The 13791-nt window shown below is 46.0% G+C and carries 13 protein-coding genes; 8 read left to right on the forward strand and 5 right to left on the reverse strand.

Features of this window, described 5'->3' with window-relative positions; translation table 11 throughout:
* Positions 1-7: 7 nt before the first annotated feature.
* Positions 8-712 (reverse strand): arsenical resistance protein ArsH, encoded by a 705-nt coding sequence (arsH, locus tag FHN83_RS01140; protein WP_000130816.1) that lies wholly within the window; start codon positions 710-712, stop codon positions 8-10.
* An 86-nt stretch (positions 713-798) separates the two neighbouring features.
* On the opposite strand from arsH, the gene FHN83_RS01145 reads away from it, so the two are divergent.
* Genes FHN83_RS01145 through arsC form a run of 3 tightly spaced genes read left to right on the forward strand, consistent with a single transcriptional unit; the run spans position 799 to position 2892 of the window.
* Positions 799-1119, forward strand: coding sequence for a transcriptional regulator (locus FHN83_RS01145; RefSeq protein ID WP_000941305.1), 321 nt, complete (start codon positions 799-801; stop codon positions 1117-1119).
* 45 nt (positions 1120-1164) lie between these two features.
* Positions 1165-2454: an arsenic transporter gene (locus tag FHN83_RS01150; RefSeq protein WP_054628791.1), complete on the forward strand. Its 1290-nt coding sequence runs from the start codon at positions 1165-1167 to the stop codon at positions 2452-2454.
* Between the two features lie 12 nt (positions 2455-2466).
* The gene (gene arsC / locus FHN83_RS01155) at positions 2467-2892 is read left to right on the forward strand and encodes a glutaredoxin-dependent arsenate reductase (RefSeq protein WP_000065802.1); all 426 of its coding nucleotides are present in this window, start codon (positions 2467-2469) and stop codon (positions 2890-2892) included.
* A gap of 59 nt (positions 2893-2951) precedes the next feature.
* Here the strand turns inward: arsC and FHN83_RS01160 are convergent, their stop codons facing one another.
* Together FHN83_RS01160 and FHN83_RS01165 are read right to left on the reverse strand one after the other, a co-directional pair.
* Positions 2952-3779 carry a universal stress protein gene (locus FHN83_RS01160; protein ID WP_001066652.1) on the reverse strand — a complete coding sequence of 276 codons (828 nt, stop codon included), beginning with the start codon at positions 3777-3779 and terminating at the stop codon, positions 2952-2954.
* An 18-nt stretch (positions 3780-3797) separates the two neighbouring features.
* The gene (locus FHN83_RS01165) at positions 3798-5276 is read right to left on the reverse strand and encodes a SulP family inorganic anion transporter (protein ID WP_139563070.1); all 1479 of its coding nucleotides are present in this window, start codon (positions 5274-5276) and stop codon (positions 3798-3800) included.
* A gap of 489 nt (positions 5277-5765) precedes the next feature.
* On the opposite strand from FHN83_RS01165, the gene FHN83_RS01170 reads away from it, so the two are divergent.
* On the forward strand, positions 5766-7169 hold the full coding sequence (locus tag FHN83_RS01170; protein ID WP_008786701.1) for an ISNCY family transposase: 1404 nt from the start codon (positions 5766-5768) through the stop codon (positions 7167-7169).
* Positions 7170-7199: 30 nt separating this feature from the next.
* On the opposite strand, the gene FHN83_RS01175 is transcribed toward FHN83_RS01170, so the two are convergent.
* Both FHN83_RS01175 and FHN83_RS01180 read right to left on the reverse strand, forming a co-directional pair.
* Entirely contained in the window at positions 7200-8117 is a 918-nt protein-coding gene (locus FHN83_RS01175) for an S-4TM family putative pore-forming effector (protein ID WP_008786702.1), read from the reverse strand.
* Between the two features lie 3 nt (positions 8118-8120).
* Complete coding sequence (locus FHN83_RS01180; protein ID WP_008786703.1) at positions 8121-9119, reverse strand: hypothetical protein; 999 nt, start codon at positions 9117-9119, stop codon at positions 8121-8123.
* A gap of 254 nt (positions 9120-9373) precedes the next feature.
* Here FHN83_RS01180 and FHN83_RS01185 point away from each other — a divergent pair, with 254 nt between their 5' ends.
* From FHN83_RS01185 to FHN83_RS01200, 4 genes are read left to right on the forward strand one after another with little or no spacing between them, the layout of a single operon-like run.
* Positions 9374-10720 (forward strand): ISNCY family transposase, encoded by a 1347-nt coding sequence (locus tag FHN83_RS01185; RefSeq protein WP_080398136.1) that lies wholly within the window; start codon positions 9374-9376, stop codon positions 10718-10720.
* A gap of 58 nt (positions 10721-10778) precedes the next feature.
* Entirely contained in the window at positions 10779-11567 is a 789-nt protein-coding gene (locus tag FHN83_RS01190; RefSeq protein ID WP_008786705.1) for a tetratricopeptide repeat protein, read from the forward strand.
* A gap of 27 nt (positions 11568-11594) precedes the next feature.
* Positions 11595-12290, forward strand: a complete 696-nt coding sequence (locus FHN83_RS01195) for a hypothetical protein (protein ID WP_020996173.1) — start codon at positions 11595-11597, stop codon at positions 12288-12290.
* 41 nt (positions 12291-12331) lie between these two features.
* On the forward strand, positions 12332-13645 hold the full coding sequence (locus FHN83_RS01200) for a hypothetical protein (RefSeq protein ID WP_008786706.1): 1314 nt from the start codon (positions 12332-12334) through the stop codon (positions 13643-13645).
* The last annotated feature ends 146 nt before the right edge of the window (positions 13646-13791 follow it).

Raw genomic sequence — 13791 nt, forward strand, 5'->3', positions numbered from 1 at the left:
CTGGCTGTCAGATTTTGGCCTGATTGACCCGTGCCGCGAGCTCCTGATGACTCTCTTTCCTTTCGCTGTAGCGGTCGGACAGGTAGGCTGTGTGCCCTTTCAGGAGTAACGTCATTTTGAACAACTCTTCGGTAACGTCGACAATCCTGTCATACCAGGGTGAGGGTTTCATGCGCCCTTCATCATCAAATTCCTGCCATGCCTTTGGCACTGACGACTGATTGGGGATGGTGAACATCCGCATCCAGCGGCCAAGTATCCGCATCTGATTGACCGTGTTAAACGACTGTGAACCACCACAAACCTGCATGACGGCCAGCGTTTTACCCTGGGAAGGACGAACAGCACCTTCACTCAGGGGTATCCAGTCAATCTGGGCCTTCATCACCGAGCTCATGGCGCCATGTCTTTCCGGAGAACTCCAGACCATTCCGTCACACCACCTGACCAGCTCGCGGAGTTCAAGCACTTTGGGGTGACTTTCGGGCGCATCATCGGGTAACGGCAGACCGGATGGGTTAAATATTTTCACCTCAGCCCCCATCTTTGCCAGCAACCGCCCGGCCTCTTCCGCTGCAAAACGACTGTAGGACCGCTCTCGTACTGAACCGTACAGGATGAGAATTCGCGGCATGGTTTCGTTGTTGCCCGTAAGTTTGCTGGCAAGCGCATCATCAAAATAAGCCGGTTCGATTGCTGGTAAGTCGGTCATAAAAAATCTCCATTTCATAAGCTATGCTTTAAAAGTTATCACATATGAAATACCATATGTATTGTTATTTTTTTACGAGGTTAAGCATGCTACAGCCTGTTCAGCTTTTTAAACTGCTCGCCGACGAGACCCGTTCAACTATCGTGATGCTTCTCAGGGAGTCCGGTGAAATGTGCGTCTGTGACATCTGTGCGGCAACCGCAGAGTCTCAGCCAAAAATTTCTCGCCATATGGCCCTTTTACGTGAAGCCGAGCTGGTCATCGACCGTCGCGAAGGAAAATGGGTGCATTACCGACTGTCGCCACACATGCCAGCATGGGCTGCGGGTATTATTGATACAGCCTGGAACTGTGAACGAGAAAACATACGCAACAAGCTCAGTAGCGTGGCATCTGTCTCCTGCTGATGGCGATATATATATCCGAATAAACAAATGTGAATGGAGTTTCTGATGTTACTGGCTGGTGCTATCTTTTTATTCACGCTCGTCCTGGTTATCTGGCAACCCAGAGGGCTGGGGATTGGCTGGAGTGCCTCACTGGGCGCAATTCTGGCATTGCTGACTGGCGTCGTTCATCTGGGGGATATTCCGGTGGTCTGGCAGATAGTGTGGAATGCGACCGCCACCTTTATCGCCGTGATCATCATCAGTCTTCTGCTCGACGAATCCGGCTTCTTTGAATGGGCCGCGCTGCACGTTGCCCGTTGGGGGAATGGCCGGGGGCGGCTGCTCTTCACCTGGATCGTCCTGCTTGGTGCGATGGTTGCGGCACTGTTTGCCAACGACGGTGCGGCACTGATCCTGACACCTATCGTTATCGCGATGCTGCTGGCGCTGGGATTCAGCCGGGGGGCAACCTTAGCGTTTATCATGGCCGCAGGGTTTATCGCTGACACGGCAAGCCTGCCACTGATTGTCTCAAACCTGGTGAATATCGTCTCGGCGGATTTCTTTAAGCTTGGTTTCTCAGAATATGCCGCCGTGATGGTCCCGGTTAACCTGGCCGCGATTGCGGCTACGCTGGTGATGCTGCATCTGTTTTTCCGTAAGGACATTCCCGCCGTTTACGACGTTTCTCTGTTGAAAGAACCGAAAGACGCTATACGTGATATGAATACCTTTAAAACCGGCTGGCTGGTTCTGGTGTTGCTTCTGGTGGGATTCTTCGGACTGGAGCCGCTGGGCGTACCGGTCAGTTTGGTCGCAGCCGCTGGTGCATTGCTTCTGTTTGCTGTTGCGAAAAAAGGGCATGCCATTAACACCGGTAAGGTGCTGCGTGGTGCGCCCTGGCAAATCGTTATCTTCTCGCTGGGGATGTACCTGGTGGTCTACGGCTTACGAAATGCCGGTCTGACCCACTATCTCTCTTCCTTGCTGAATCAGCTGGCAGAGCAGGGATTGTGGGCGGCAACGCTGGGTACGGGCTTCCTGACGGCCTTCCTGTCATCAGTGATGAACAATATGCCGACCGTGCTGGTCGGGGCGCTGTCGATTGATGGCAGCACAGCGACCGGTGTTATCAAAGAAGCGATGATTTACGCCAACGTCATCGGCAGCGACCTGGGGCCAAAAATTACCCCTATCGGCAGTCTGGCAACGTTACTGTGGCTGCACGTTCTGTCGCAGAAAAATATCAAAATTACCTGGGGATATTACTTCCGGGTGGGCATTGTCATGACAATCCCCGTGCTGTTTGTCACGCTTGCAGCACTGGCGCTTCGTCTGTCTTTCACTTTGTAATGAGATACTGATATGAGCAACATTACCATTTATCACAACCCGGCCTGCGGCACGTCACGCAATACCCTTGAAATGATCCGCAACAGCGGTACAGAGCCGACCGTTATTCATTATCTTGAAACCCCACCATCACGAGCTGAGCTGGTAAAACTCATTGCGGATATGGGGATCACGGTACGAGCGCTGCTGCGTAAGAATGTCGAACCTTTTGAAGCGTTAGGGCTGGCGGAAGACCGCTTTACTGACGAGCAGTTAATCGATTTTATGTTGCAGCACCCTGTTCTGATCAATCGCCCTATCGTGGTAACGCCGCTGGGTACCCGGCTATGTCGCCCTTCTGAAGTCGTGCTGGATATTCTTCCCGATGCGCAGAAAAGCGCGTTCACGAAAGAGGACGGTGAGAAGGTAGTTGATGAAAAAGGTAACCGGCTGAACTAAACGTGTTCTTGTGACGAAGGGCGAGAGAACTCGCCCTTTTTTATTTAAGATAATCAGTGCTAACGGAGGATAAGAAGCGGTTGTTGCGTCTTTTGCAGCATTTCGGAGGTATGACTACCGATAAAGAACTGCCGCAACCTGGAATGACCGTAGGCCCCCATCACTATCAGATCGACAGCATTTTCCTCGGCGTAACGAATAAGCGCGTCCCCGACTGATTGCCCGGTAAGATGTGTTGTGCTGTTTTCTATATCCGCGTCACGTAAAATTTGCTGTGCGGTCAGCAGCTCTTCCTTCTTACCGTTTACCATGACAAGGTGGCACTCCAGCCCCCTGAGTAAGGGACTCATCGTCAGACGTTCCAGGTTACTCCTGCTTTCTTCACTGCCATCATAAGCCAGCATGACTCTGGAAGGCACTGAGTAGTTCTCCGGAACAACCAGTAGGGGTTTCTTTTGCAGACGAATAACGCTTTCCAGATGAGAGCCTACCGGATGCTGGCTACCCCGACGCCCCAGCACCATGAGACGAAGGTCGCTCAGCTCTGCCAGAACTTCATCCGGTGTACCGTGTTTTTGCATCAAAAGCACATCCGGGCTTCCCTGTTTTTGAAGCAGTTCAGCACAACTTTCCAGTATTGCTTTCCCCTGGGCCATCAGCAGGCGATTACGTTGCCCTTCAATTTCTACCAGCTCATCGGTCAGCAATTGCTGACTGTCTATGCCGAGAGTGCCGGTCAGGTCTGACACTACCGGGGTGCTGTCTTTTTCGATAACGTGCAACAGTGCTAGCTGTGATTGCAAAGTGCGGGCTGCCCACGCCGCATATTCACACACTGACCGCGTTGAAAGTGAACCGTCCACACAGGCTGTAACAGTATTATTCATAGTTTTCCCTCCAGTCTGTTAATGACCGCCCATCAGTTTTTCGACTTCTTCAGGTTTATCGTGAACACCAAACCGGTCAACGATGGTGCGGGTGGCTTCATTCATCCCACGTACTTCAACCCCGGCGCCCTCTCTGCGGAACTTAATGACCACCTTATCCAGGGCGCTGACGGACGTGATGTCCCAGAAATGGGCATGTGAAACGTCTATCACCACATTCTCAATCGCTTCACGGAAATCAAAGTGGCTCGTAAAGCGGTCTGCTGAAGCAAAGAATACCTGGCCGGTGACGGTATACGTCCGGCTCGTCCCCTCCAGAACTGAGGTTACACGCATGAACCGGGATACTTTAGTGGCAAAGTTGAGCGAAGCAATCAGTACACCGGTCAGCACACCGAAGGCCAGATTATGTGTTGCCACCACAACCGCGACGGTGGCAAGCATGACCACGCTGGTTGAAAGGGGGTGTGTCCGCAGGTTGGCAATGGAGCGCCAGGAGAATGTCCCGATGGAAACCATAATCATCACCGCGACCAGCGCTGCCATCGGGATTTGGGAGACCCAGTCGCGCAGGAACACAATCAGGCAAAGCAGCACCACGCCCGCCGTGAGGGTTGAAAGTCGTCCGCGTCCACCGGATTTTACGTTGATAACAGATTGCCCAATCATCGCGCAGCCTGCCATTCCTCCGATAAAGGATGTGCAGATGTTCGCGATGCCCTGAGCTTTGCACTCCCTGTTTTTGTCGCTTGGCGTGTCGGTCATGTCATCCACGATAGTGGCGGTCATCATCGACTCAAGCAGGCCAACCACCGCAAGCCCCGCAGAATATGGCAGGATGATGAGCAGCGTCTGAAGATTTAAAGGCACGTCCGGGAGCAGGAAGACCGGCAGACTGTCGGGAAGTTTCCCCATATCCCCGACGGTTCGCACATCCAGATGCAGCCACATGGCAATCCCAGTCAGCACCACGATGCACACAAGCGGTGAAGGAATGGTTTTGTTGATATAAGGGAAGAGATAGATGATCCCCAGCCCTGCCGCAGTCATGGCATAAACATGCCATGTCACATTGGTCAGCTCAGGCAACTGGGCCATAAAAATCAGTATTGCCAGTGCATTAACAAACCCCGTGACCACTGAGCGTGAAACAAAACGCATCAGCCCGCCAAGCTTCAGATATCCGGCTATCAGCTGGAATACCCCGGTCAGTATGGAGGCAGCCAGTAAATACTGTAAGCCATGATCTTTCACCAGCGTCACCATCAGGAGAGCCATTGCACCGGTGGAGGACGAAATCATCGCCGGACGTCCGCCAAAGAAGGCCATAACGAGAGGAATACAGAACGCCGAGTAGAGGCCCACCTGGGGATCAACACCGGCGATAATGGAAAAGGCGATCGCTTCTGGAATGAGTGCGAGCGCGACAACAATACCGGCCAGAACGTCACCACGGACGTTACCCAGCCAGTCCTTACGCGTCGAGGACAGCAACATAGTAATTTCTCAGTTTTTAGATACAGTCAGCCCTGGAGGGCTACATTTTTACGTACGGTAAAGCACATCCGCAGACGGGATGTTATTGAGTGCGTGCTGAGGCTTGCTCAGTACGACAGAGGAAGGAAAAACTCAGGGTGGCGTAATACGCATAGCGGTTGTCAGATTCTCCATAGCGGATGTGTATATATTGTCGGCTCTGTTGTCAGGAAGAACTTACAGAACACGTCGCGTTTGAACATGAAACACTTCAAAGCAGCCCAATACTACAAATAAAGCGAATACGGGGTCAACCCAACAAGGTACTCAAACGAAGAGGTTAAGATGCGATTTTTATCCAGGAATTCAATATTATCAAAGGACATTTGAACTTTGCCCCACCCCGGACATCTCTACTTAGCTTTGACAAACATGTGTAACAGCAAAGTTGTAATGTCCGCCTTGGGCTAAGTTAAGATGTCCGGCGTGTATAATCAAGTAAGGATTACCATGACGGCTCTCGCAGCGGAGTTTTTCACTTTGGATGAAGTTAACCGACTCAAGATTATTCAGGAAGTCATCGACCGGCGTCTGACAACACAGGTGGCAGCTCAGCGGCTTGGGATATCCGACCGTCAGTGCCGCCGTCTTCTTGCTCGTTATCGTGAAGATGGTCCACTTGGAATGACCAGCCGTCGCCGTGGTAAAGCAAGCAACCATCAGTTGCCTCAGGGACTGGCTGCTTACGCGCTCAATATTATTCGAGAACGCTATAACGATTTCGGCCCGACGCTGGCCTGTGAAAAGCTGTCTGAGATTCATGGCGTACATCTTTCCAAAGAAACTGTGCGTAAGCTGATGACTCAGGCCAGTCTGTGGGTCCCACGTAAGCAACGTGCGCCAAAAATTCAGCAGCCTCGTTACCGTCGTGCCTGTGCCGGTGAACTCATACAAATCGACGGCTGTGATCATCACTGGTTTGAAAACCGGGGACCTAAGTGTACGGCACTGGTTTACGTAGACGATGCAACCAGTCGCTTAATGCAGCTTCGTTTCGTGAAATCTGAGTCTACTTTCACCTACTTTGAAGCGACACGTGGTTATATCGAAAAACATGGTAAACCGCTGGCACTGTACAGCGACAAAGCCAGTGTATTCAGGATCAACAATAAAAATGCAACCGGCGGCGACGGCGATACCCAGTTTGGCCGTGCGATGCACGAACTGAACATTCAGACCATCTGTGCAGAAACCAGCGCAGCAAAAGGTCGTGTTGAGCGGGCGCATCAGACCCTTCAGGACAGACTGGTCAAGGAACTCAGGCTTCAGGACATCAGCACCATGGAAGCTGCAAACGCATTTGCCGAAGAGTTCATGAACGATTACAACCGACGTTTCTCAAAAGCGCCTCGCCAGGAGTTCGATGTTCACCGGGAACTGGATGTCGATGATGATCTTGATATGGTGTTTACTTGGCGTGAAGCCCGCCGCGTGTCGAAATCACTCACGGTGCAGTACGACAAAGTGCTTTATCTCATTGAAGACAGCGAATTCAGTCGTCGGGCAATTGGTAAATATATTGATGTTTGGCATTACCCTGACGGACATAAAGAGCTCCGGCTTAATGGCATATCACTTCCCTACTCTACCTATGACAAACTATCTGAAATCGATCAGGGTGCCATTGTGGACAATAAACGTCTTGGCCGTGCGCTGGAAATGGCGCAACTGGTGCAGGCCGAACGGGATAATAACCGGTCACAATCAGTGCCATCCGGTGACGGCCCTTCACGCAGGCGCAAAGCCCCCACGACGAAAAAATCCCAGCGTTCTTTGGATCAGGACGATATGTTCAATGCGCTTGTAAAACTTCAGTCACGATCTGAAGAAATATTTGGTAAGAAACAGATATGAAAACCCGGAGGATAACTCCGGGTATATTAACTATCGGGGTAAAATTTTCAAGTTCTCTTCAAAATAATCATCATAAATAGCCTCATTATTCTTCCGCATGAATCTGTGGAGACAATTGGGCACAGGATTCGAGGTCGATCGATGGGCATAAACCTCATCCTGAATCGATCTTAAATCATGAGATAAGATGTCATCGTTTATAATGCCACTTATCTTTATATTCTGTATTTTTTTCTCAATAAAATCTTTAACACGCATAATTCGATTAATAGATTTGTTGTTTTCAACGTATAACATTATCACATGTCTAAAAAACGGGAGCATGAAAACAATATAAAACAAAAAATCTTCCAGCGAGGATTTAGACCATAAACCATATGCAAGAAGTACCAAAAAGGAAAGTAACATAGTGATAAAATATATTTTACTCATTACATCGCGCTGTGCCTTATCCCAGCCAAAATTTTTCGCATGACATAATAATGCCAATATGTTTTCATTAGCATGATAATCTTTATTTAGATACCAGTTAATAAACTCATCATTTTTGTTTCTTTTTTTGTAATACCTTGAAGCCTTAAAGACATTTTCTCTGCCAACCGGCTTCCCTACTTTTAATTCACTCCATGGAATGTGTAAGACATCACAGTCAAACATTTCCTGAATTGTGGCTGCACATTTTTTCATTGAGGAAATCATTGTGGAAAAAATAATTGTGATGACCAACACGATTATACCGTAATAACCGAGATAAGGAGCTATAGTCAAATGAGGGAATAGCCCCATTTTCTTTATCACTGTAGTAAATATTACAATAGCGACAGATATTACGACACTAAGAAAAAACACTACCCAGTTAACAAATTTAACCTGTGAGTAAGTCCGCCTCATTGCCATTAGTAACTCAATGTTTTTACTATCATTTTGGCGCAAAAATATTTGACTCATTTTTCATCCGTATGATGGGAAGTTGACACCAAAAACATCCTGCCATTTGTTAATGGACGCTCTGTGGTTATTTTGACTTTCGTAATTACGGGCTTCCGTTGCTTTTCCTTGGTCAAGATAACAGCGGATAGATATCTTTAATTTATCATCATAACTAAGGTTGTTTATGTTTCCTTGTATGCCTTTGTGATCGTATACCGGACTAAATATAGCAGAGGCTAAGTAACCTAAAACATTGACAATCTCTAAATCGACCCATTGATAACATTCTGATCGACCGTTGAAGTAGTTAAGTAGCATTGTCTCTAACAAGTAACTACTCATTGAAGGCATGGTGGGACGTTTTTGCCAATATTTTATTACACGAATGACATTTAACATGTTTCCTGAGAGTTTAACATTAAGATCAGTAACTTTTTGCTTGTCAATTCGTGGATCTGTCTTCTTCCAATGACCATTCCCATCTGGTATTAAATAATATGTCTTGCCAAATGAATCTGGAGTAGTAATGAATGCAGGAACTATATCAAAATTCCAGTCATAGGATTTTAGCTTCAGAGTAGCTGCTTCCTGATTTCTTTTTACATCAGCCTTATCATACTGCGGAATTTGATTTAGGCTTGAGATAAAACTGTTTATTATTTTTCTAGAGTTAATAAAATTTGTGCCATCATGCTTATAGTATTTTAAACGAACGGTTCCTTCACGCGCAGTGATTATTATTTTTCCATCACTCTCGCTGTATACACAATCATCACCATCGAGACCAAACATAAGATCTATATCATCTAAAGGGCGAATTTTTGTGCGTCTAGCAAAGGAACCAAAACCTGTATGTATATCAGGGTATATTATGGGGAAATAAACATCATTATTTGGAAAAGTGTTCATTCTGCCCAATAACCAATCTCTACTGGCTCTGGCTCGATCAGTCTGAGAGCTATCTAGATTTACAATATTGCGCTGAAACTCGTTAAACGCAGCAGTCACCGTAAGAGCCATAGCATCCCTCTTCTAACAGCTAAAAGCTAATTTTACCATTAGGTTATAGGCTGTCTCCACATGAATTTACTTCTGCAATCTACTGAGTATTGGAGGACATTTGAACTTTGCCCTGCCCCGGACATCTTAACTTAGCCTTGACAAACATGTGTTAGGACCATTTAGTAATGTCACTTTTTATCCAGATAGAAACGTCACCTTAGAGTAAGCTAAACTGAATGCAATTCTAAGGGACTCAACGGATGTTGGTCACCATGTCAGATAAAGAGATCCACCGTTTGCCGGTAATACAGGCAGTTTGCGAAAAGCGTCTACGGCGTCGCGATGCAGCTTCACAGCTTGGCATCTCGGAACGTCAGGCGCAACGGCTTATCAATCGTTACCGGGTTTCTGGTGCTGAAGGACTTGTCAGCCGTAAACGCGGCCAGCCAAGCAACCGCCGGTTGACCGAATCGCTTAAACTACGCGTCCTCAAACTGATACGTGAAAACTACAGTGACTTTGGACCCACGCTGGCCGCTGAAAAACTCAGGGAACGCCATGATATCCGGCTTTCAATCGAGACCGTCCGCAACTGGATGACGTCTGACGGACTCTGGGTCCCGCATGCTCGTCGCAAGTCACGGGTTTATCAGCCCCGACATCGTCGTGATTGTCTCGGAGAGCTTGTCCAGATAGACGGCTCCCATCATGACTGGTTTGAAGGTCGTGCGCCGAAATGCTGCCTGCTTGTATTTATAGATGACGCTACTGGCCGCCTGATGCATTTGCGGTTCAGCGAGTCAGAAACAGCCTTTGATTACATGCTGGCAACCTGGGAATACATTGAGCAGCATGGGAAGCCGGTATCGCTGTACAGTGACAAACACGCAATATTTCGTGTCAGCGGTCCGGAGAACCGCAATACCACCGTTACCCAGTTCGGACGTGTGCTTTATGACATGGCAATTGAGCTCATTTGTGCCAACAGCTCGGAAGCTAAAGGCCGCGTGGAACGTGCTAATCAGACACTTCAGGATCGACTGATCAAGGAAATGCGCCTTGAAGGCATTACCGGCATTGAAGCCGCAAATGCCTGGCTTTCGAATTTCATCGAAGACTTCAACCGTCGTTTTTCGCGTCCGCCAAAGTTCCCCAAAGATTTGCATCGTCCGGTACAGGAAAGCCCCGATGAGTTAAGAGACATCTTTGCCTGGCATGATGTCCGTACCGTGTCGAAATCACTGACATTCCAGTACGATAAGATCCTTTATCTCATGGACCCAACAGAAGAAAATAGCCGTCTTGCCGGTGAAAAAATTAAAGTACTGGATTATCCCGATGGCACCCTCGCCTTCCACTATGGACACCGGATCCTCAAGTGCCAGGCATTTGATAAGCTGGCCTGTGTCGACCAGGGGCAGATTGTCGATAACAAACGTCTCGGGACTGTACTCAGACTGGCTCAGGTAAAACAGGATGAGCGGGAAAGCGAAGGCAAACGGGAACGAAGCAAAAAATCGCCCAGCCGTAAGGCTCAGGTGCGCGTCCAGGAACAGCTCCGGGCTATCAATCCCGTTCTGGCAGACCCGAGCTTGTTTGTGGCAAGTTCAAAGCGGTAGAATCGACCATCAGTGCTACAAAGTACCGGAACAGTGAGCACCCAAAAGGATACTTGAGATGATTAAATTCCCGACTAAAAAGCGCATTGATTTGTATAAAAATGCTGTCAGTTCTGAGCAATTACAGCTGGATCTGGCTGCGGCTCAGGAGTTTATGTTCGATGCCTGGGAAACTGATGACCTGGACGTTGTGCTGAAACTCATCAGAAAAGCTATCAAGAAATCCCCGCTCTGTGCTGACGCATACTCATTCTACTGCGAGATATCTCAAGAACCTCCTGAGTCAAAAATCGTTAATCTGGAGACGGCTTTGTACGCAGCCAGCATTGCTCTGGGCGAGGATTTTCAGGAATTCGCAGGCCGTTTCTGGAGATGTGTCGAAACACGCCCATATATGAGAGCAAAAGCTGCTTTGGCTGATGCCTTGTGGGTGTCAGGTAACTTCCACCCGGCCATGGCTCACTGTCGCGAAATGCTTAAGCTCAACCCAAACGATAACCAGGGGATTCGTCATTTATTAGCGAACTATTACCTTGAGCTTGAAATGGTGGATGATCTGGCCTTCCTTTTAGACGATTATCCTAGGGATATGCGACCGTTCTTTCAGTATACACGCGCCCTACTCGCCTACCGACAGTCATCCCAAGATGCTGATGATATCGCTAAAGCTGCAATTGATTCTAATAGACACATCCCGGGGTTGTTATCGAAGTGCAGATTGCAGCCCAAATCTAACAGTGGATTTATCACGTTAGGTGGAATGGATGAAGCCATTTATTACGTGAATAATAATATAAAGCCTTGGATTCGCACTCCTGGTGCAATTGAGTGGATAGTTGGATATTAACAACTGGAGCGAAAGAGGGCGTTGCTAATGACAGAGTTGGAGGTGTCGCTAAATCGGATTTATCAAAGTTTTTGGATAATGGAAGGCCTCATTGAAGAAACCGAATCCCTAATCAATAAATCCTTGCGCGACTTCGAAAAATCAGGCCCGAGAATATGCTCTTACGACCACGACTTTGGTAGTGATGAGTATTATAAATTTCGAGGTTTTGCAAGTTATAATTTTGACGAGGTTGTTGAAAATTACGCTACCTTAATGCCAAGCAGGCTTAGAGCCTCAGCATTTTTAACAATGTTTGGAATGTTTGAGTGTAATATTGAATCACTCACACAAGCGATTTTAAAATTCAACGATCAAATTTGGAGAGTTTCGGATTTTAACCAAAAGGGCTTAGAACGTTGTAACTTAATTTTAAAAAAGTTACTTCCCATCACTCATTCAGAATCAAGAAACTTGATATCTTGTATTGTTAAATTAAGAAACCTATGTGCACATAACAATCGGTATGTAAGTGATCATATTTTAAAGGATGGGAACATAAAACGGTTAATTTCAGAAAGCGGATGTATTGATACAAAAAGGTTAAATGGAGAGCATGAGTTGATTTTTAAGAGAAGCTCGCTTCACTTTATTTTAGAATGTTTCATAAACTTTCATAATGAAGTAATTAATTCTTTGAATGGCCCCGGATTTATAATGAACTATAAATTCAGACAGCTTTAAAAAATTAATTTTTAAATGGATATGCTATAAAAGGTTAGATTATGAATAATAAATTCAACCGTGCAATTGAGCACTTGATTAAATCAACTTCCTCAGAAGAGGTCATCAATGCAATTCAGGCAGTGGAAGATCTTTTTAGTTTAGCATGGCTGAGTAAACAAGAAGGACATAGACTACAAAAGTTATGGGCCAGGCGGGATGTCCTGTCCACATCTGAATTATACTCTTTAGGGAAATCTATAATTAATTTGAGTGTTAACAATAAGAAATGGCTTGATGGAACTGCTAAAGAGATAAAGAAGGATACTGATAGTTCACATGGTTTGCTTACCGAAATGATAATAATCGGGTCTTTGTCAACAAGCAACGGGACAGTTTCCCCTTGTCCTAAATCATTTAAAATATACGATTATACAGTTGATTTTGAAACTGGATTTAGACATAAGGTCTCTATAAAAAATTATGACATAACCAAACATGAAAAAGACTTCAATACAAGAAGTGAAGTAATTCGGTCCACGTTCAAAAATCATCTTAAAGCTAGGAGGTTGTCTGGAAGATTAACGATTCTACTAGAGCATGATATCCTAACAGATGAACTTACAAGAGAAATATGCTTTTTCATTGCATTTCAAATGAAAGATTATGGTTTTTACCCATTTAGTAATGGAAGCGGAGGTATTGGATTCCATGAAATAACTGAGTTTGATAAGAACAGACTAGTTAGTCCTTCCGATACAATACTTATCATTGCAAAGCACCACTTCAATGAACAGAGGAATATCATCGATAAAATAGATGAAGCAAATGACAAACTCTTATCTGACCCAGACGACTCAAAATCATTAAAACAATTAGTAATTCGGTTGGGTTCGACAGCTAACATAGAAATGATCAATGACCACTTGACCAACTTAGGGGCTGATTGGGAGAGATGTGGGTTTGACATGTACTTTCTGTTTCAACCTCAGGTTGTATCCGATATTGAAAAAAATAGCACAATGATCACGACATCAATTAAGAGTGGGGTCAAAGGTTTTTTTCCTTCAACCTCAGATATTAAAAATAAGCTTGAAAATATGAAATGTCTAAAAATGGAATTTGGCATTGGTGCAATAAGCTCTGAAAGTTCACCCATGATTCTAATGATTAATGATACTCAAACAAATGTTTCGATACAATCACACTATGTATTTCAGAAAGGTGATGTATATCTCCGGGCAGAAAAAAAAGGAAGCGGTTATGAAGGCAGTCTAGCTAAGATGGCTCCAGGTATTATCACACATGCTGTATTTGATAATATGACAATATCTCCAATTTGTTACTCACAAGATGATAGAGTATTAATCATATAAACGAATGTTATGTAACAACAAAAATTAATACTTATTGACAGCGATTTGTGAATAGACGACTTCCAATCTTTAGCAAAGTGCCACTTCTATCTTGCAAATATAGGTGACACTTTAAAACCGCATTGACATATTGATTTATAAGGGTA

Source organism: Leclercia adecarboxylata (assembly GCF_006171285.1).
Lineage (GTDB): Bacteria > Pseudomonadota > Gammaproteobacteria > Enterobacterales > Enterobacteriaceae > Enterobacter > Enterobacter barmai.